Origin of the sequence: Pantoea sp. 1.19 (genome assembly GCF_001922585.1) — a bacterium.
Taxonomy (GTDB): domain Bacteria; phylum Pseudomonadota; class Gammaproteobacteria; order Enterobacterales; family Enterobacteriaceae; genus 1-19.
The window spans coordinates 12,832-32,194 of the sequence record NZ_MRBS01000001.1; the positions used below are offsets into that span (position 1 = coordinate 12,832).

17 protein-coding genes are annotated in these 19,363 nt (G+C 59.2%); 10 read left to right on the top strand and 7 right to left on the bottom strand.

Annotation, left to right across the window (positions count from 1 at the left end):
• Positions 1-82 precede the first annotated feature (82 nt).
• The 10 genes from dagR (at position 83) to lldD (ending at position 12,008) form a co-directional block, all read left to right on the top strand.
• Complete coding sequence (gene dagR / locus BS626_RS00100; RefSeq protein WP_075180381.1) at positions 83-2,881, top strand: transcriptional regulator DagR; 2,799 nt, start codon at positions 83-85, stop codon at positions 2,879-2,881.
• A gap of 119 nt (positions 2,882-3,000) precedes the next feature.
• The gene (locus tag BS626_RS00105; protein WP_075180382.1) at positions 3,001-3,426 is read left to right on the top strand and encodes a PTS sugar transporter subunit IIA; all 426 of its coding nucleotides are present in this window, start codon (positions 3,001-3,003) and stop codon (positions 3,424-3,426) included.
• A gap of 11 nt (positions 3,427-3,437) precedes the next feature.
• Positions 3,438-3,923: a PTS system mannose/fructose/N-acetylgalactosamine-transporter subunit IIB gene (locus BS626_RS00110; protein ID WP_075180383.1), complete on the top strand. Its 486-nt coding sequence runs from the start codon at positions 3,438-3,440 to the stop codon at positions 3,921-3,923.
• Between the two features lie 25 nt (positions 3,924-3,948).
• A complete protein-coding gene (locus BS626_RS00115) occupies positions 3,949-4,698 on the top strand; it encodes a PTS sugar transporter subunit IIC (protein ID WP_075180384.1) in 750 nt (249 codons plus the stop codon).
• Positions 4,695-5,555, top strand: a complete 861-nt coding sequence (locus BS626_RS00120) for a PTS system mannose/fructose/sorbose family transporter subunit IID (protein ID WP_139308728.1) — start codon at positions 4,695-4,697, stop codon at positions 5,553-5,555. The genes BS626_RS00115 and BS626_RS00120 overlap by 4 nt, the downstream gene beginning before the upstream one ends.
• Positions 5,556-5,558: 3 nt before the next feature.
• Positions 5,559-6,668, top strand: coding sequence for a D-glucosaminate-6-phosphate ammonia lyase (dgaE, locus tag BS626_RS00125; RefSeq protein ID WP_075180386.1), 1,110 nt, complete (start codon positions 5,559-5,561; stop codon positions 6,666-6,668).
• Complete coding sequence (locus tag BS626_RS00130; RefSeq protein ID WP_075180387.1) at positions 6,655-7,398, top strand: 2-dehydro-3-deoxy-phosphogluconate aldolase; 744 nt, start codon at positions 6,655-6,657, stop codon at positions 7,396-7,398. Before dgaE ends, BS626_RS00130 begins: the two co-directional genes overlap by 14 nt.
• Positions 7,399-8,398: 1,000 nt before the next feature.
• Positions 8,399-10,054 (top strand): L-lactate permease, encoded by a 1,656-nt coding sequence (lldP, locus tag BS626_RS00140; protein WP_075180388.1) that lies wholly within the window; start codon positions 8,399-8,401, stop codon positions 10,052-10,054.
• The gene (gene lldR / locus BS626_RS00145; RefSeq protein ID WP_075180389.1) at positions 10,051-10,824 is read left to right on the top strand and encodes a transcriptional regulator LldR; all 774 of its coding nucleotides are present in this window, start codon (positions 10,051-10,053) and stop codon (positions 10,822-10,824) included. Before lldP ends, lldR begins: the two co-directional genes overlap by 4 nt.
• Positions 10,821-12,008, top strand: a complete 1,188-nt coding sequence (lldD, locus tag BS626_RS00150) for an FMN-dependent L-lactate dehydrogenase LldD (protein WP_075180390.1) — start codon at positions 10,821-10,823, stop codon at positions 12,006-12,008. Before lldR ends, lldD begins: the two co-directional genes overlap by 4 nt.
• A 1,186-nt stretch (positions 12,009-13,194) precedes the next feature.
• On the opposite strand, the gene BS626_RS00160 is transcribed toward lldD, so the two are convergent.
• The 7 genes from BS626_RS00160 to BS626_RS00190 form a co-directional block, all read right to left on the bottom strand.
• Positions 13,195-13,863, bottom strand: a complete 669-nt coding sequence (locus BS626_RS00160; RefSeq protein WP_075180392.1) for an epoxyqueuosine reductase QueH — start codon at positions 13,861-13,863, stop codon at positions 13,195-13,197.
• A 98-nt stretch (positions 13,864-13,961) separates the two neighbouring features.
• On the bottom strand, positions 13,962-14,189 hold the full coding sequence (locus BS626_RS00165) for a hypothetical protein (RefSeq protein ID WP_075180393.1): 228 nt from the start codon (positions 14,187-14,189) through the stop codon (positions 13,962-13,964).
• Between the two features lie 183 nt (positions 14,190-14,372).
• Positions 14,373-14,951 carry a DUF1349 domain-containing protein gene (locus BS626_RS00170; RefSeq protein ID WP_075180394.1) on the bottom strand — a complete coding sequence of 193 codons (579 nt, stop codon included), beginning with the start codon at positions 14,949-14,951 and terminating at the stop codon, positions 14,373-14,375.
• Between the two features lie 49 nt (positions 14,952-15,000).
• Positions 15,001-16,152 carry an MFS transporter gene (locus BS626_RS00175; RefSeq protein WP_371328469.1) on the bottom strand — a complete coding sequence of 384 codons (1,152 nt, stop codon included), beginning with the start codon at positions 16,150-16,152 and terminating at the stop codon, positions 15,001-15,003.
• A 50-nt stretch (positions 16,153-16,202) separates the two neighbouring features.
• Positions 16,203-16,847 carry an HAD family phosphatase gene (locus BS626_RS00180; RefSeq protein WP_075180395.1) on the bottom strand — a complete coding sequence of 215 codons (645 nt, stop codon included), beginning with the start codon at positions 16,845-16,847 and terminating at the stop codon, positions 16,203-16,205.
• Positions 16,844-17,920: a zinc-binding dehydrogenase gene (locus BS626_RS00185; protein ID WP_075180396.1), complete on the bottom strand. Its 1,077-nt coding sequence runs from the start codon at positions 17,918-17,920 to the stop codon at positions 16,844-16,846. The genes BS626_RS00180 and BS626_RS00185 overlap by 4 nt, the downstream gene beginning before the upstream one ends.
• A complete protein-coding gene (locus BS626_RS00190) occupies positions 17,920-19,179 on the bottom strand; it encodes an aspartate aminotransferase family protein (protein WP_075180397.1) in 1,260 nt (419 codons plus the stop codon). Before BS626_RS00190 ends, BS626_RS00185 begins: the two co-directional genes overlap by 1 nt.
• Positions 19,180-19,363: the final 184 nt, after the last annotated feature.

The following is a 19,363-nucleotide window of genomic DNA, read 5'->3' on the forward strand; positions in this document are numbered from 1 at the left end:
CATCCCTGGAACCAGGCCACTTTCTTGCACTGCAGAATGGTGTATGTTCTGAACAATTACATATCGGTTAAACGGTAAAGGGATGAGGCGGATTGAGAGAGTTTTGGGAGAACTGGCGCGCTTAACTTGCGGGTTGAGTCTGACCGAGCGGCAACAGGAAGCGGCATTGACGGCGGAAGCCATCGGTTTTAATCTCGGGCTGGCGCGCAACTCGGTCAGTAAGGATCTCAATCAGTTATGGCATGATGGCCTGGTGATTAAGAGCGGGGGGCGCCCGGTGTTCTTCCTGCATCGTGAGGCCATCGAAACGCTGCTGGGGCGCAGGCTGAAGGACAGTGAATGTGACGTGCGCACGATTACCGATCTCCTGCCGCATCATGACGCTCACGCGACGGATGATGCCTTTAGCGGCTTAACGGGTCACGACCGCAGCCTGCGTGACGCGGTGGAAAAGGGCCGCGCCGCCGTACTGTACCCGCGCGGGTTGCACGTCTTGATTACCGGGCCTTCCGGCGTGGGAAAAACGTTTTTCGCCGAACAGATGCACCGCTTTGCCTGCGAACATGCCGCCGGGCTTCCCCCTCCGCTGGTCTACTTTAACTGCGCGGAGTATGCGCATAATCCGGAGCTGCTCTCTTCGCATTTATTCGGTCACCGGCAAGGCGCGTTTACCGGCGCGAGTGAGCATAAAACCGGTCTGGTGGAGCAGGCGGACGGCGGGTACTTGCTGCTTGATGAGGTACACCGCCTGCCGTATGAGGGACAGGAAAAACTTTTCTCCATTCTCGATAAGGGCCAGTATCGCCCGCTTGGCTCAAGCTCCCCGGCGCGTTCTATTACGATTCGGTTGATTTGCGCCACCACCGAACCGATCAGCTCGGCGCTGTTGCGAACGTTCCAGAGGCGCATCCAGGTGTGTATCGATCTCCCGGGGATTCGTCAGCGTTCGGTGGAAGAGCAGGTGGAACTTATCGTCGATTTTCTTCAGCGCGAGAGCGGCAAAATTGCGCGTACGGTGAGTATCGACAAAACGCTGCTGCTCTGGTTGCTGAATAAGCCACTGGCGGGCAACATCGGCCAGCTCAAAAGTGACATCCAGTTTTTTTGCGCCCAGGCCTGGGCGGCGGGAATGACCGGGCATGGCGAGACGCTGCAGCTGGATAAGCGTCTGGCCGACGTACCGTTCAATGCGACGCCGGAACAGCGCCTGCTGGTGGATACCTTGTTTAACGGCAAACAGCAGCTAAGCGTCGATGCGCGCACGCTTCCCGCGTTGAAGCGCTCTCTGGCGACAGAGGCCGATAGCGCCGACAGCGATCTGTTTTACCGCTTTCTGACCCGCGAATATGTCAATCTGCGCAACAGCAATGTCCCCCCCGCTGAAACGCTGGCGATGCTCAAAAACAAACTCAGCTCCCTCTTTGAATACGGTCTTTATCACCGCGACAGCGTGGCCCATCCCCCGCGCTATGGCGATCAGATTGAGGAGCGTATGACGCTGTTGATTGGCTGTGTCGAACAGGTACTGGGCTTTGCGCTGCCAGAAAACCTGATCAATCCGCTACGTAAACACCTTCTGGCGCTGATTGGCTACGTGCAACGCGGGCTGATCCCACAGCTTTACTCCTCCAGCCTGATCCTGGATCGCTGCAAAGATGAGTATGACAATGCCGTACGAGTGTGTCGAAAAATCAATGAGCTGCTGCATATTCACTGTCCAACTACGGAAATCGTCTGGCTCTGTTTATTCCTCAAAGAGTGCCGCCTCTCTCGCCAGCGCATCGACGCCAGTCCGGATTGCGGGGGCATTTTGATCGCGCACGGCGCGACCACGGCGACAAGCCAGGCGCAGTACGTTAATCGGGTTCTGGAGCGTGAACTGTTTAGCGCCATCGATATGCCCTATGAGCAGTCGGTACATGACACGCTGGACACCCTGATTCAGCTTATCCAGGCCCGGCGCTACCGGCGGCTGATCCTGATGGTGGATATGGGCTCGCTGGTACATTTTGGCAGTACGGTAAGCAAGCTATTCCAGATTGAGGTTCTGCTAATGCCTGACATTACGCTGGCCAGCCTGCTGGAGCTGGGGCTGGATTTAACGTATGAAACCCACGAATTCCCTCAGCTGTTGGCGTTAATGCAGAGTAAACATATCCCCTGCCAGCTCTGTACCCCGCAGCAGGAAAACGGCGGAAAAGCGCTGGTGATCTCCTGTATTACCGGAATGGGAACCGCAGAAAAGATCAAGAAAGTGCTGGAGGAGAGTTTCGGCGCGCTGATGGCGCAGGATACCCGACTGGTTATCCTCGATTACAACGACGTGCGCAGCCTGGAGCGTGTTCAGCAGTCGCTGCTGGCCAGCGAACGTCTGGTGGGCATCGTGGGCACCTTCCAGCCGGGGCTGCCGGATATCCCGTTTATCTCACTCGAAGAGCTGTTCTCCGAGCAGGGGCCAGAGCTGGTACTCAGCCTGCTCACGCCAGACCTCTCAAGCCGCGAGTGCCGCCTGGAGATGGAGCGCAGCGCGATGCGTTTTATCAGCGCCCTCACCATGGAAAGTATCATCAACCACATTTCGGTGCTCAATCCTCCGCGGATTCTTAAAGAGATGGAGAGCGTTTTCAACCATCTGACCACCTCGCTTTCGCTGAAGCCCGGCCGGCAGGTGACACTGCGCTTTCTGATCCACTGTTGTTGCATGGTCGAGCGTATCGTGATTAACCGCAAACCATTACAGATGTCGCTGGAAAATCAGCCCGCCGTGGATATTCGGGCGTTTAGTGTCATTAAATCCGCCTTCCAGCCGATCGAAGCGGCTTATGCCATCCGCCTGTCCGACGCGGAATATTTTTATATTTACGCACTTCTGTATAGATAAGATTCTGTTTTTAAAAGTTGTTTTTTCTACCCCGTTTCCCGGGGCTTCACGTGACACACATGTTGGCACAGCCCTTGCTCTCTTCAGATAGATAAGCGAAAGAGAGTGAGGAGGCCAAATTGAGTACCCATGAATCTTTGTCCGGAATCCTGCTGCTGACCCACGGCGGCTGGGGGCAGCAGCTCTGTAACAGCCTGTGTATGGTGGCTGGTGAAATCAAAGACGTAACGGAAATCGCCCTGATGCCCGTCGATACATGGGGTGAGTTTTATCAGCGCGTGGAAGCCGTCGTAAAAACCCTACCCGCAGGCTCACTGATCCTTACCGACTTCATTGGTGGCACCCCCTCTAACGTCGCCGCACGGCTCAGCGCCGATTATCCGGTGGCGGTGATCTCCGGGCTGAATGCTTCGCTGCTGTTGGAGGCGCTGGATAAGCGTGAGCAGGGCCCATTGTCTGCCTGCGTTACCGAACTGGTTGAAGCGGCGCGCAGCAGTTGTCTGGATGTTGTCGCCCACGTTCGTCAGTTACCACAAGCACAATAAGGGAAAATCGTATGGCTAACATCGTATTGTGTCGCATCGACAGCCGCCTCATACATGGACAGGTGGTGACTAAGTGGGTTGGACAGTCGCAGGCCAACCGCATTGCGGTTGTCAGCGATGAGCTGGACGCCGATCCGTTCATGAAAAATATCTATCTGATGGCTGCGCCGCCGGGCATCAAAGTGGACTGCTACAGCAATCACAGTTTTGCGGCGTTATGGAAAGAAAATCAGCTTGGCGACGGAAACGTATTGGTGTTGTTCCCCTCGCTGGTCGCAGTTCAGCAAGCCGTTCAGCTCGGATTTGCTATTTCCGCTATTCAGGTTGGCGGCTTAGGCGGTGGACCGAATCGAAAAGTCGTTTTTCAGAACATCACGCTGGATGAAAAAGACGTTGGCATCCTTCACGACCTCAAAAGTCGGGGGATCAAGGCCGTCTTCCAGACCATCCCGGAAGACAGGACGCAGTCGCTGGACGATATCCTGAAAAAATTCTAATCCTCAGAATAAAAGGAAGATAATGATGGATGCCCTGATCTTTTCCAGCCTGATGGGGCTGTATTACTGGTTTGCCCGATTACGCCTGGGCTACACCTTTTCAGCCATGCTGTTACAACCGGTGGTGATCGCCGTATTTACCGGTCTGTTATCCGGCAAGATGGAAACCGCGATGATCATTGGCGCAGGTATGCAACTGGTTTATCTCGGCGTGACCTCAACGCCGGGCGGTAACGTACCCTCCGATCCGGCGTTAGCCGCCTGTATCTCGATTCCGATTGCCGTTCAGACCGGGATGGAGACCAACCTGGCGATTGCGCTGGCGATTCCGTTTGGCGTAATTGGCGTATTCCTTGACCAGCTGAGACGCACGCTAAATGCCGCCTGGGTACATATGGCGGACAAACACGCGGAGACGGCCAACATCCGCGGCATCATGCGCTGCGCGTTCCTCTACCCGGCGCTACTCGGGCTGGTGCTGCGCTTTCCGGTGGTATTTGCCGCCAACTACTTTGGTCGGGACGTGGTGGAGCGTTTCCTCAAGCTGATGCCGCCCTGGCTGACCCACTCCTTTGACATCATGGGCGGCATTCTGCCGGCGCTGGGGTTTGCCATCACCATTATGGTTATCGGTAAAAGGAGCCTGCTGCCTTGGTTTATCGGTGGATTCTTTGCCGTGCTGTACCTGAAGGTGGACATCATGGCGATGGCTATTTTTGGTACCTGTGTGGCCTTCCTGATAAAAGGCCTGGCGAAAAATGAAGGAGCAGCATGATGTGCAGCGACGCAATGCAACACGAACTGATAACGCGCGCCGGCAAGAGCCGTACGCTGACGAAAGCGGACATCACCAGGGCCTGGTTTATCTACTGGCTCGGTGCAGAAGTGTCCAGCTCCTATGAGCGTTTACAGAGTTTGATATTCTGCGCCGCAATGACGCCCGTGTTAAAAAAACTCTATCCGCAGCAAGAGGAGCAGGCAGAAGCGTTAAAACGTCATCTGAACTTCTTTAACTCCGAACAGACATTTGGTGCGGTCATTCAGGGGATATCCATCGCAATGGAGGAGCAGAAAACGCGCGGCGAACCCATCAGTGACGCGGCAATCACCGGGCTCAAAACCGGATTAATGGGGCCTCTGGCCGGCATGGGCGACGCCATTATTTGGGCCGCTGTGATGCCGCTGCTGATCGGCATTTTTATCCCGTTTGCCGCTAACGGCAGCGCGATGGGCGGCATTGTGCCCCTTATCCTCTATCCGGCGATTACGCTGGGCATCAGCTACGGCATGGTTCACAAAGGTTACACGCTGGGACGCGATTCGATCATTGGCCTGCTGCAAGGTGGGCGGATCAAAGAGCTTATCTATGGTGCAAACGTTCTGGGCTTGATCATGATGGGCGCGCTGTCGGCCAGCTACGTCAAGATTGCGACCCCGCTAACGCTTAGCGCACTGCCGGGGTCTGAAGTGGTGGTCCAGCATATTCTCGACACCATTGCCCCCGGCCTGTTACCGCTGACGGCGGTGTTCGCCATCTATTTCTATCTGGTAAAAAAAGGGCCGCGCTACACGACCATTCTGCTGGCGATTGTCGTGCTCAGCGTGGTCTGTTCGCTGCTGGGGGTGCTGTAAATCATGACGCAAAATATCTACCAACAGCTGGGGTTAAAGCAGGTGATCAACGCCTGCGGCAAAATGACCATTCTGGGTGTCTCCAGCGTGGCGCCGCAGGTGATGCAGGCGACGGCGCGAGCGGCCTCGGCATTTGTGGAAATGGACAAACTGGTGGAGCGAACCGGCGAGCGGGTATCACACTTCACCGGAGCGGAGGACAGCTACATTACCTCCTGCGCCTCGGCGGGCATCGCCATTGCCGTCGCCGCCGCGATTACCCGCGGCGATCGGGCCAGAGTGACGCAGATGCCGGACAGTTCGGGCATGGCTAACGAAGTGGTGATGCTGCGTGGGCACAACGTCGATTACGGTGCGCCCATCACCAGCGCGATTCGCTTAGGCGGCGGGCGCGTGGTGGAAATTGGCTCGAGCAATCTGGCGGCGTGCTGGCAGCTGGAGAGCGCCATTACCGCCAACACGGCGGCATTGCTGTATGTGAAATCACACCACTGTGTCCAAAAGGGCATGCTGAGCATGGCGGATTTTGTGCAGGTTGCACAGGCTCGTCGCCTGCCGCTGATTGTGGATGCCGCCGCCGAAGAGGATTTACGCTCCTGGGTGGCGAGCGGCGCGGATATGGTGGTCTACAGCGGGGCCAAAGCCTTCAACGCCCCCACCTCCGGATTTATTACCGGCAGGAAGCGGTGGATTACGGCCTGTAAAGCGCAGCATCACGGTATTGCCCGGGCGATGAAAATCGGCAAGGAGAATATGGTCGGGCTGATCTTTGCGCTGGACAACTACCATCAGGGGCAGTCCGTGGTCGCCGCCGGCGCGCTGCAGCCGGTGGTCGACGCCATTTCGGCCATTCGCGGATTTGATGCCGATATTGAGCAGGACGAGGCCGGCCGCGCGATCTGGCGAGTGCGCGTTCGGGTTGACGCGCGGGCGCTGGGGCTGGATGCCTGTGCCGTAGAAAGCCGGCTGCGCGGCGGAGATATCGCTATTTACGTTCGTCGCTACCATCTGCATCAGGGGGTGTTCAGCCTCGATCCGCGAACCCTTTCAGCGGGAGAGATGGCACTGATCGTTGCGCGATTAAAGGAGATTGCAGAAGATGCAGCACATTAATTTTTATCGTCAGCGCGTGGCCATCAACGTGCTGGCGAAAGATATGGCTAACGCCCGGGAAGTCTATGAAGCCGCTGAGGGTCATGCGGTGATCGGTGTCCTCGCCGCGCAGTTTACCTCTTTGAAAGCCGGTATTGAGGAAGTCACGCGTTGGATGGCGGAGATTCCCGCCATATCCATCGGCCTGGGAGCGGGCGATCCTGCACAGTGTTATCACGCGGCGATGATGGCATCAGCGCTTCATCCGGCACACGTTAATCAGACCTTTACCGGCAGCGGATTTGCGGCCGGCGCGCTGGCCGCAACCGGGGGGCAGCAGACCTGTATCAACGCGCTGGTCAGCCCGACGGGAACGCCAGGCGAGGTGCTGATCTCCACCGGCGTCAGCAGCAGCCGGGGCACGCCGGCTCGCGTCTCCTGCGACGCTGCGGTAAGAATGGTGCAGGATATGGGGGCGCAGGCGGTGAAGTTTTTTCCGATGGGTGGCGAAAAGTCGTTACCTGAGCTGCAGCAGCTGGCGACCGCGGCAGCGCGTAACGGAATGACGTTAATCGAACCCACCGGCGGAATAGATGTAGAGAATCTGGGCATTATCCTGCAAACCTGCCTGGAGACAGGTATTCCGCGCATCATGCCACACGTATACAGTGCGATAATTGATCCGCAAACGGGCAATACGCGCCCGGAAGATATCCGCAAATTACTGGCGATCGTTAAAGCCGTAGTATAAACAACAGAGCGAGCTTATTGCCTCGTTGACGGCGAATGACCGGGGAATTCCCCGGCCTTAAACCGGTTCGATGCGCGGATAAAGCGCCGGAAAGGGGCCTGCGCGACCGGGGAAGGCCAGTGTCGCTCCCTGGTGCCCGACGTGAGGGTACGCGGCCGAAAGGCGTGATGGCGTGATAAGCCATTCCCGTCTCCCGGCGCTGGGCGCATTAGCGTATCGCCACGATCCTCACGGCGCCATCGCCATCGCCACCGTCAGCGGCTGCGTGTGATCAAGCCAGCGGTAATGGACTGAAATGGCTCCGGAGAAAGATGAAAATGCCAAAAACATGCCCCCAGCGTATGCCATACGGCATCCGAAAAACGGCAAAAGGATCTTGGGAGGCATTCCATTGCGATTATCAGCCCCTTGGCCAGGATTTTTTCTTTCTCAGATAGCTAATGCCGGCGACGCGAGACGCTTTTGCTCCGCCGCCCATGACGCAGCAGGACGATGGTATCTGGCTGTATTCAGACCCTGAGCATCCGATGAGCTCATCCGCTCACTGGAGCGCTTACTGCCAGCGGCTCCAGCGACTTTTCAGGCTCAAGATGAAGTAAGAGACCGAATGATGACGCGCACGTGTGGAGTCATACTCAATATCCCTCTTAATGATCAAACGTGCGCGTTATTACGCAGTGAGGTCATGCCATTAGTTGAAACGTGTAATGCTGACGGGGTGTGAGTCATTAATGACATTACGCCACCTCTTCACGCCAGGCGTGAGCGGTAATGATGTAAACGTAAAATTGGCCCAGCCACTTTCCGGTTTCACCCTTCCGGGTTCACAGTTCCATACTTTCTGATTACAAACTCATTGCGCCTGTATAACATCTGGTCAACCCTTTAATGCGCTGTATCTTACAACACTATTGGCAGGACCACTTTTACACAGGCTGTGATGTCGAGATGCGCAAAGACGCTACCGCGGCACAGGCTGTTCGGTCCCCAGGAGACGTGCATGAGTCTGTGGCAACAAAACTACGACCCGGCCGGAAATATCTGGCTGTCGAGCCTGATCGCATCGCTTCCAATCCTGTTCTTCTTCTTTGCGCTGATCCAGCTCAAGCTGAAGGGCTATCTCGCCGCGACCTATACCGTTGCTATCGCCCTGATGGTGGCGCTGTTCTTCTACAAAATGCCGGTCGATCGCGCGCTGGCCGCCGTCGTCTACGGCTTCTTCTACGGCCTGTGGCCAATTGCGTGGATCATTATCGCCGCGGTCTTTGTCTATAAAATCTCGGTGAAAACCGGGCAGTTCGACATTATCCGCTCGTCGATTCTCGCCATCACGCCGGACCAGCGCCTGCAGATGCTGATTGTCGGCTTCTCCTTCGGGGCGTTCCTGGAAGGGGCAGCAGGCTTTGGTGCACCGGTGGCGATCACCGCCGCGCTGCTGGTTGGCCTCGGCTTTAACCCGCTCTATGCCGCGGGCCTGTGCCTGATTGTGAACACTGCCCCGGTGGCGTTTGGCGCAATGGGGATCCCGATCCTGGTCGCCGGACAGGTGACCGGACTGGACAGCTTTGAGATCGGCCAGATGGTGGGCCGCCAGCTGCCGTTCCTGACCATTATCGTGCTGTTCTGGATCATGGCGATGATGGACGGCTGGCGCGGCGTGAAGGAGACCTGGCCGGCGGTGATGGTGGCGGGCGGTTCGTTTGCCATCGCCCAGTACCTCAGCTCGAACTTCCTCGGCCCGGAGCTGCCGGACATTATCTCGTCGCTGGTCTCGCTGGTCTGTCTGACGCTGTTCCTGAAACGCTGGCAGCCGGTACGTATCTTCCGTTTCGCCGACATGGGCGCCGCGCAGGTTGATCAAACTCTGGCGCGCACGGGCTATACCGCAGGGCAGGTGATCCGCGCCTGGTCGCCGTTCCTGTTCCTGACCGCCACGGTGACGCTGTGGAGCATCCCGCCGTTTAAAGCCCTGTTCGTACCGGGCGGCGCGCTGTACGACATGGTGATTAACATCCCCGTGCCGTTCCTCGACAAGATGGTCGCCCGCATGCCGCCGGTGGTGCACGCCGCCACGCCGTATGCCGCGGTCTATAAATTTGACGGGTTCTCCGCCACCGGGACCGCCATTCTGTTTGCCGCTATCCTTTCCGCGGTGTGGCTGCGCATGAAGCCCGCGGCCGCGGTGCAGACCTTTGCGGCGACGATTAAAGAGCTGATGCTGCCGATTTACTCCATCGGCATGGTGCTGGCGTTTGCGTTTATTTCCAACTACTCCGGCCTGTCATCGACGCTGGCACTGGCGCTGGCCCATACCGGGCACGCGTTTACCTTCTTCTCGCCGTTCCTCGGCTGGCTGGGGGTGTTCCTGACCGGGTCAGATACCTCGTCAAATGCCCTGTTTGCCGCGCTGCAGGCCACGGCGGCCCAGCAGATTGGCGTGTCGGACGTCCTGCTGGTGGCCGCGAACACGACGGGCGGCGTGACCGGGAAAATGATCTCCCCGCAATCCATCGCCATTGCCTGCGCGGCGGTAGGACTGGTCGGTAAAGAGTCGGATCTGTTCCGCTTTACCGTGAAACACAGCCTGATATTCACCTGCATGGTCGGGGTGATCACCACCCTGCAGGCCTATGTCTTAACCTGGATGATCCCATGATAGTGATGCCCAGACGCCTGTCCGACGAGATTGCCTCTCGCGTGCGGGCGCTGATTGAAGAACAGCCGCTGGAAGCGGGCATGAAGCTGCCCGCCGAACGCCAGCTCGCCGCCCAGCTTGGCGTATCGCGTAATTCCCTGCGCGAAGCGCTGGCGACGCTGGTTAGCGAAGGGGTGCTGGTGAGCCGGCGCGGCGGCGGCACCTTTGTGCGCTGGCAGCATGACGACTGGTCAGAGCACAACATCGTTCAGCCGCTAAAAACGCTAATGGAGAACGACCCGGACTACAGCTTTGACATCCTCGAGGCGCGTCACGCCATCGAAACCAGTACCGCCTGGCATGCGGCCATGCGGGCAACCGACGCCGACAAAGAGAAGCTCAAAGCCTGCTTTGAGGCGACGCAAAGCCGCGATCCGGATATCGCCTCCCAGGCGGACGTGCGTTTTCACTTGGCGATTGCCGAGGCGTCGCACAACGTGGTGCTGCTGCAAACCATGCGCGGATTCTTCGACCTGCTGCAATCCTCCGTGAAGCAGAGCCGCCAGCGTATGTATCGGGTTCCGCCGGTGTTTGCCCAGCTGACCGCACAGCACGAGGCGGTGCTCAACGCCATTCTGGCCGGTGATGCCGGGGCCGCACGCAAGGCGATGATGGCGCATCTCGGCTTCGTACACACCACCATTAAACGCTTTGATGAAGACCAGGCCCGACAGGCGCGTATTACCCGCCTGCCTGGCGACAGTGATCTTTCCAGGGAGAACAACGCATGATTATTTCCGCAGCCAGTGACTATCGCGCCGCGGCGCAGCGCATTTTGCCCCCGTTCCTGTTTCACTATATCGACGGCGGGGCGTATGCCGAATACACCCTGCGCCGCAACGTGGAGGACCTGTCGGATGTGGCTCTGCGCCAGCGCGTGCTGAAGAATATGTCTGACCTGAGCCTGGAAACAACGCTGTTCAATGAGACGCTCTCCATGCCGGTAGCGCTTGCGCCCGTCGGCCTGTGCGGCATGTACGCCCGCCGTGGCGAAGTGCAGGCCGCCGCGGCGGCGGATGCCAAAGGTATTCCGTTTACCCTCTCTACCGTCTCCGTCTGCCCGATTGAAGAGGTCGCGCCGACCATCACGCGGCCGATGTGGTTCCAGCTCTACGTCCTGCGCGATCGCGGTTTTATGCGCAACGCGCTGGAGCGCGCCAAAGCCGCGGGCTGCTCGACGCTGGTGTTTACCGTCGATATGCCAACACCCGGCGCGCGCTACCGCGACGCCCACTCCGGCATGAGCGGCCCAAATGCCGCGCTCCGCCGCTACTGGCAGGCGGTGACGCACCCGCAGTGGGCGTGGGATGTCGGCCTGAACGGGCGCCCGCACGATCTGGGCAATATCTCCGCCTACCTCGGTAAACCGACCGGGCTCGAGGATTACATCGGCTGGCTGGCGAACAACTTCGATCCGTCCATCTCATGGAAAGACCTGGAGTGGATCCGCGACTTCTGGGACGGTCCGATGGTGATCAAAGGGATCCTCGATCCGGAAGATGCCCGCGACGCGGTCCGCTTTGGCGCAGACGGCATTGTGGTCTCTAACCACGGTGGACGCCAGCTCGACGGGGTGCTCTCTTCCGCCCGCGCCCTGCCGGCCATCGCCGATGCGGTGAAAGGCGATATCGCCATTCTGGCCGACAGCGGTATCCGCAGCGGACTGGACGTGGTGCGCATGATTGCGCTGGGCGCCGACAGCGTGCTGCTGGGGCGGGCGTATCTGTATGCGCTGGCGACGGCGGGCCAGGCAGGCGTTGCCCACCTGCTAAACCTGATTGAGAAGGAGATGAGGGTGGCGATGACGCTGACCGGCGCGAGAACCCTCAGCGAGATAAACCAGGATGCGCTGGTACAGGAGTGGAATCGTTTACCGGCGGAGCGAACGCTGCCCGTTCGAAGAGATGCGGTCTGAAGCCTTCGCGATCCGGCCCGCCCGGTATCAAAGAAAAACGCACCGTGCGGTCCGGGGAAGGGGACGGACAACCCCGGACGCCCCGCGACTGCTCAACGGCCGGCGGCCTGACGCTTGCGGAGGACGCCACCGGCCCGGCGATCCCAGCGGTATCCGCCGGATCCCTTCCCACTATCGTATGGCTTGTTTTCACCGGTCCCGCACGGCTTCGGTGCGCTGCGGCGGTGTTCGTCGCCTCAGGATCTTCGCGTTGCCGCTTCGCTTATCGCAGGCGGGCCCGCTGCGTGACCCTTGCCGGCACCCGGGCCTTCGCCTCTGCGAGCGGGTCGAGTCAGTCGACAACCCGAAAACGGAAGGCCAGGCCGACGAGCGTGACCCGGGCTGGAACGGGAGCCTGTTTCACGCGCTGGCCGTGCTCGTTGCTACCCGGCGGTATCCGTCCGCACGTGAGGCTAACATTAACGCCGGCACCAAATAAGATCCTGTCATCGCGACATCCGTCCGCGCGCGAGGCCAACCCGAATGATCGCCAGCTTGCTTGTCGATACCGCCCCCCCTGCGTGTAGTGCCAGTGAGAAATCGAGCCCGGCCGCTTCAGGGGGACATAGGCATGCCAGAAACGCTCACCGGAATGGCCCGCCGTCTTATCTTCGCGCTTCCCCTGTGGCTAAGCAGCTGCGTGTACCCTGATTATCCTGCTCCGCAGATCCAGGGCACATTAACCGATCGGAGACAACCGCTGGCCGGAGTGGCGGTGGTGTATTAACGGCATTTGAGCACCCCATCGCGACGGCCTACACCGACAGCAGGGGGCATTTTGCGCTGAGCCCTGCGGGAAGCTGGCACGCGCTGATTCCCGTCGGGCCACAGGACAGGCTGTTTCGCTGGGCGTTAGCAAGTCGCGATCGGCAGGGGCGGGCGCGCAGCCTACACGCCGGGGGACGCTGGGGTGGGGTGTTCTCTGGCTATGGCGGCCACGATCGCCTTGCGCTGCTCTGCCATCTTACGCCGGCCGGCAATACGCCGCCGGCAGAGGAGGCAGACTGCCAGCCGGTGACGGCGGCGCCTCGCTGACGGCCGGTCAAACCATCGGAGGGCCAGATCATCGCCCAGTACTGCAACTTCCTGCGCCCGGGGCGGGAGGGCTGTGCCAAGATTTATCAGGCCTCCGCGTGTCGCCGCGCCCTCAGGCTTGTTCGTCGTCGTCACCGTAGAACAGCTTACCGAGTTTGATCAGCGGGCGTCCCTGTGATTTACGGTGCTGGTTGGTATCGCGCAGTGAATAGACGCAGCCGCAGTACTCCTGCTGATAGAAGCGTTCACGCTTACTGATTTCAATCATCCGCGCGGCCCCGCCTCCCTTACGCCAGTTATAATCCCAGTAAACCATTCCCGGGTAGCGCGCGGCGGCGCGTTGCCCGCAGTCGTTGATTTGCTGCATGTTCTTCCAGCGGGAAATGCCGAGTGAACTGCTGATCGCGCTGAAGCCGTGCTCCGCCGCATACAGCGCGGTGCGCTCAAAGCGCATATCAAAACACATCGTGCAGCGGATGCCGCGCTCGGGCTCCCACTCCATGCCCCTGGCCCGGGCAAACCAGTTATCAGTATCATAATCCGCGTCGATAAACGGCACGCCGTGCTGCTCAGCGAAGCGAATGTTCTCGTCCTTACGCAGCAAATACTCTTTTTGCGGATGAATATTCGGATTATAAAAAAAGATCGCGTAATGGATACCCGAGGCCTGGATAGCCTCCATCACTTCTCCCGAGCAGGGGGCGCAGCAGGAGTGCAGCAGCAGTTTAGTGGCGCCGTTCGGCAGGGTGAGTGATGGCCGTGCAAAATCAGAGTGGGTCATAGCGAGGGTCAACCGGGTCGTGAATGTCGCCGCCAGCATAACATCCGCACCGCGCGAACGGGAGAGAAAACCGGCGCGACCCTGCTGACCCCCGCGGTTTACTCGTCCAGCCCTATTTTGCGCAATACCGCTTTCTCATGCTCTGTCTTCGACCACGCCTGGCGATTCAAGGCGGCACGCCGATCGGCCCGCTCCTCCTGATAGCAAACGTCGCGGCTGATGCCTTTTTTCTGACAGCGCTCCAGCCGGACTTCTTCCGACTCAAACAGGGTGGCGCACCCGGTTAATGCGAGAACGCCGGTCAGCAGGATCACTCGGTGTAACATGGTCAATGGCTCCATAAGCAAAGGCCGGGCAGCGTCGGATCCGCCGCTGCCGCGGTCAGGTGCGAGATTCCGCTGGCGGAACCGTCTTCGTCAGTCAGACCGCCAGCATAACCAGCCTAACCTGAACGGTAACCCAATCCCGGTTCATTTCAGCAGCGAAAGGGGAGCGCGCCCACCGCGTCGCTAGCTGAGGTCGTGTAGCGCTTTTCCGAGCGGAGCCGTAAGAGAACATTCGCTGAAGCGGACCTGCAGACCGGCGCGCTGCGGCGTGCAGCACATCGCGCCGACCCGGCGGCGCGCACCGCCGGGAAACGGGCAGAGCCGCAGTAGCGGCCAGAGGTGGCCATCTTCGGAGTATTGCAGGCGCAACACGCCGTTTTCGACGGTGGCCCGCATCCAGAAGCGGGCGGGATCGCCGTGAAACACGCCGGTAGCCCAGTCCGATTGCGGGTGCGTCAACACGCTGCTCATCAGGCAGCGATCATCGGCATATTCAATGCCGGCTTTGCACCAGTGTTGCGGATCCTGTTCAATCATCAACCCGGCCTGATCGTACAGCGCGCTGAACTGCGCTTCAATGCACAGCTGGAAGGTAAAATCGCCCTCCACCTCGCAGCCAAAAAAATGGCCGCTGTGGCGAATAAAGCCGTAGTGCGTTTCCCGCCAGAAATCGGTATTCAGCCCGGTAGTTACCTGCAGAACGTCGCGCTCCAGCGACCATGCCGGCGGTTCATTGATCCACTGACCTTGTTGAAGCTGCATGCCATCTCCTTTTTCACGTGGCGAAATCAGATCGAACGCCGCCACACTCTCAGTGTCGGCGAATAAGGGGGCTGCACAGCGGCAGGCTGAGTGACAGGATCGTGACCAGCATAAACGCACCGGCCAGGCTGTACAGGTGGGCAACGGCGCCAATCAGCGCCGGCCCCAGCAGAATGCCGGAGTAGCCAATGCTGGAAATCGCCGCGACGGCCAGCGCGCCGGGCATGACCTGCTGCCGTCCCGCGGCGGTAAACAGGATCGGCACCAGGTTGGAGAGGCCGCTGCCTATCAGGAAAAAACCGGCCAGCATAATAAACAGGTGCCCACCGGCGATAACGCAGCCGTATCCCAGCGTGGCGATCAGCGAACTCAGGAGAAAGACCCGGAAGCGACCCACGGCGTTAATCAGGCGGTCTCCTGACAATCGGCCTGCCGTCATCGCGCAGGCAAAAAGCAAATAGCCAATACCGGCATGCTGGGTGGCCACATGGTTCTCGCTGGTCAGCAGAATCCCGCTCCAGTCCAGCATTGCCCCCTCCATAATATAGGCAATGAAACACAGAAGGCCGAGCAGGATAACGATGCCTTTCGGCAGTACGAACAGCGGCGAATCTGACGATTCAGGATCCCGCAGCAGGCGGCCGGCGGTACGCAGCAATAGCATGAGTACCCCGGCGATCAGCAGCGCGACCGTGAGCCGCGGCGACAGCCCGTAGCTCAACAGCAGGCTAACGATGCCCGAACCGGCAATACCGCCGAGGCTAAACAGGGCGTGAAAGCCGGACATGATCGGGCGTCCGGCCAGTTTCTCTACCCGCACGGCATGAATATTGACCACCACGTCCATAGCCCCGATGCCGGCGCCAAAAATAAACAGGGCGGTCGCCAGCGAGAAGGGATCATCGGCGATCACCAGCGCCGGCAGCGTGACTAACACCACCCCGGTGGCGCAGGTAAAAATCAGGCGGCAGCCGACGCGCGCCGCCAGCATGCCGGACAGCGGCATCATTAACAGGGATCCGAGGCCAAATGCCAACAGCACCAGGCCCATTGTGCCGTTGTCCGCCTGCATGCGATCCCGGGCCAGGGGAATGAGCGGGGCCCAGGCCGCCAGCGTAAAGCCGGCGATAAAAAAAGCCCTCCGCGTTGCTCCGATTGCGCGTATAAGCGTAGGGGAAGTAGCGTTTGTCATCATGGTCATGCGGTTCTCTGCACGCTGAGGTATCCGGCGCGAAGCGCGCCGGATACCGGTTAGGACAAGGTAGATGCCGTCAGAATGGCGTTGAAGGGGGGAATGTCCCCCAGCGTTCGGATCACGGCGTGGGCCTGCGTATAGCGTTCGCCATCGGACAGCGCATGCGGCCAGCCGTATACCTGTCTGATGCCGGCGGCCGTCGCCGCCTGAATCCCCAGGTCGGTATCCTCAACCACGATCGTCTGTTCGGCGGTGACGTCAAGGCGCGTCAGCATCGCCAGATAGGGATCCGGCCAGGGTTTAGTGCGGGTGAGGTCATCACCCGCAACCAGCGGCGGTGTCTGCGGCAGGGCCAGCGTTGCCAGATTGGCCAGGCAAATGTCCCGCGGCGCGGTAGAGACAAAACCGAACGGGATCCCCCGCGCGCTTAGCCCGTGAACGAGCGCACCGATATCCGGCCGCAGATAGCGCGGACCCAGCGCGGCCTGATAGGCCGCGACAATGCGGCGGGTCAGATCGCCGTGCTGTCCGGTATCGATCCCAATTTTTAACAGCGTCTCTTCCAGGCTAAGACCGATCAACTGGCTGGCAGAGACCCCGCGGGTGTGATCGGGCAACAGCGCCGCGAGCACGTCAAAATGCAGCTGCTCGCTGTCGACCACAACGCCGTCGATGTCAAAAATAACGCTGAATGGGGTCATACCGACTCCTCCGCCGTCTGCGTGGGGATGCGCAGCATGACTTTGCAGCCCGGCTCGGTAATCGGTCGCGTCGTTTTTCCGTCAATGTCGCAGCCCACGGTGGCAAAGGCTTGCCGGTAGTCTTCAAAAGGAAAGGCGTGGCTTACCAGTTTCTCTGCCGGGATCTGACCGTCGCGGATCAACGCATACGCGCGCGCGAAACTGTTGTTCAGTGAATCAATGGAACCAATGATCGACAGGCTCTTGTCCGCGATCTTCAGAACGTCCAGCTTCGCGGTGGCGTCTTTCAGGGCCACGTTCAGCAGTTTGCCACCCGGGGCCAGTCGGGCAAACACCGTCTCGCACAGATAGCCAGTGGTATCAACGCACAGATCCAGCTGTTCACGGCTGTCGCCGTATTCGCTGGCCATCGCCAGAGTGAAGTCCTCATACAGGCGGCAGCCTTCCGGCAGTACGCCGCGGGCAAACGCCAGGCGATGAGGGTTCTTCTCCACCATAAAAGCCGTCACGCCGCGCAGGTGTAGACACCAGAGGTACAGCAGACCCATCGGACCAGCGCCGATCACCGCGGCGCGCAGTGCACCGTGGGTGATGGCTAATTTGTCCACGCCGGTCAGCGTACAGCTCAGCGGTTCCGTCAGGGCGCCCGCTTCAAAACTGACGTGATCGTCCAGCGCCAGAAGGGCACTCTCTTTGGTGCGGTACTGGTCGGCAAAGGTACCGTCGTAGGAGACGCCGGCTTCGGTGCCGTGCTTTTGCTCACAGTGGTTCATATTACCAATCTGGCACATGCGACAGGTGCCGCAGGAGTAGGTCGGATTGATCACGACGCGATCGCCCGGTTTGAAGCGGCTGACGCCGGAGCCGGTGGCCAGCACCGTGCCGGTCGATTCGTGGCCCAGCGTGGTGCCGGGTACGGCAACCGGATAATCACCGGTGATGATGCCGACATCGGTACCGCACAGGCCACACACGGCGATCGCCACGACGACGTCATCGGGTTCGATACACGCCAGCGCGGGTACCTCAACGGGGGCGATATCCCATACGGCTTGGAATTTCAGTGCTTTCATCAGATGGCCTCCTGCAGGGGATGATCGGCGCGCTCCAGTTCGGTAAAGGTGCGATCCAGTTTTTGAATGATGTCGTCGAGGTGGGGACGTGTGCAGGTAAGCGGCGGGCGGACTTTGATCGCGCTGCCTTTGCCATAGCGCGATCCGCGGATGATCAATCCCTGTTGGGCGGCGAGATCTATCGCCTGAGCGGCGATAGCCGGACTGGGCGTATCAAAGCCAAACATGTATCCCAGTCCCCGCACCCCGCTTATCAGCGGATGCTTTTCCTGCAAATCAAGCAGGGCATCGCGCAGGTACGCCTCGTGGTGCTGCACATTCTCCAGCAGCCGCTCATCTTCGATGATCGCAATGGTTTCATGCAGGGCCGTTAGCGACAGCGGGTTGGCACCGGAGGTATTGGAGTGCTCATAGGCGGCCAGCACATCCAGTTTCTCCTTCATCAGGATGCCCCCGGTCGGAATACCTACCCCGCCGGCGCCTTTGGCGAAGACAATGATGTCCGGCTCAAGCGCGTTGGCATAGCCCGTGCTGGCAAAAAATGTGCCCGTGCGGCCAAATCCGGTTTGCACCTCATCCGCAATCAAAACAATGTCATGCCGGGTACAAAACTCGCGGATCTGGCGGTAAAACCCCACCGGCAGGACGACATTACCGCCATTGCCCTGAATGGGTTCCATGATAAGACAGGCCACATTGCCGCTGGATCCGTAACAGAAAAAATCTTCCAGTTCGTCGATAACGTTCGCGGTAGCGCCGTCGGCGTCCGCCGCGCCGGCCAGTACGCTACCGGGCGTGGGAATTTTAAACGATCCCTCGATATGGGTGGAAAAGTTCGCCAGGCGAAAAGCGTTACCGGAAATGGTTGCCGTGGCCAGTGACTGACCGTGATGGGAGGCAAACAGTGAAATGACGCCTGAACGGCCGGTATATTTTTGCGCCATGCGGATTGCCCCTTCTACTGCACCGGAGCCTGATACATCCCGCAGCCAGATGCGATTAATGCCGGTGGGCAAATAAGGCTGTAATTGCAGCAGAATATTCTCTGCCATCGGCTTGGTATAGGCCGAACTTAAATGCGCGCAGCGTTCAATCTGCTCCTTTAACTTATTAATAAGGCGCGGGTGGGTGTAACCGAAAGGCAGATTAAACGTTCCGGACGCGGCATCAATCATTACGCGATCGCCATCGTGCAAATAGGGCCCATCGCCTTTAAAACGGCCGATCATCGCAGCAAAATTATCACGATTATTTTTCATATTGACCATCCTTTAAAACAACATGATTCACATTACTCACCTGCAGGGTAGGAGGTGTCAGCGGCGGTCTGCTGACCGCGGATTATTTTTTATTTTTATTCCCCGTCATCACTCTTTTGTTTCTGCAATAGGCTCAACCCGCGTGCGCGAAAGCATCACGGCGCTGCCCTGATGACGACGTGGC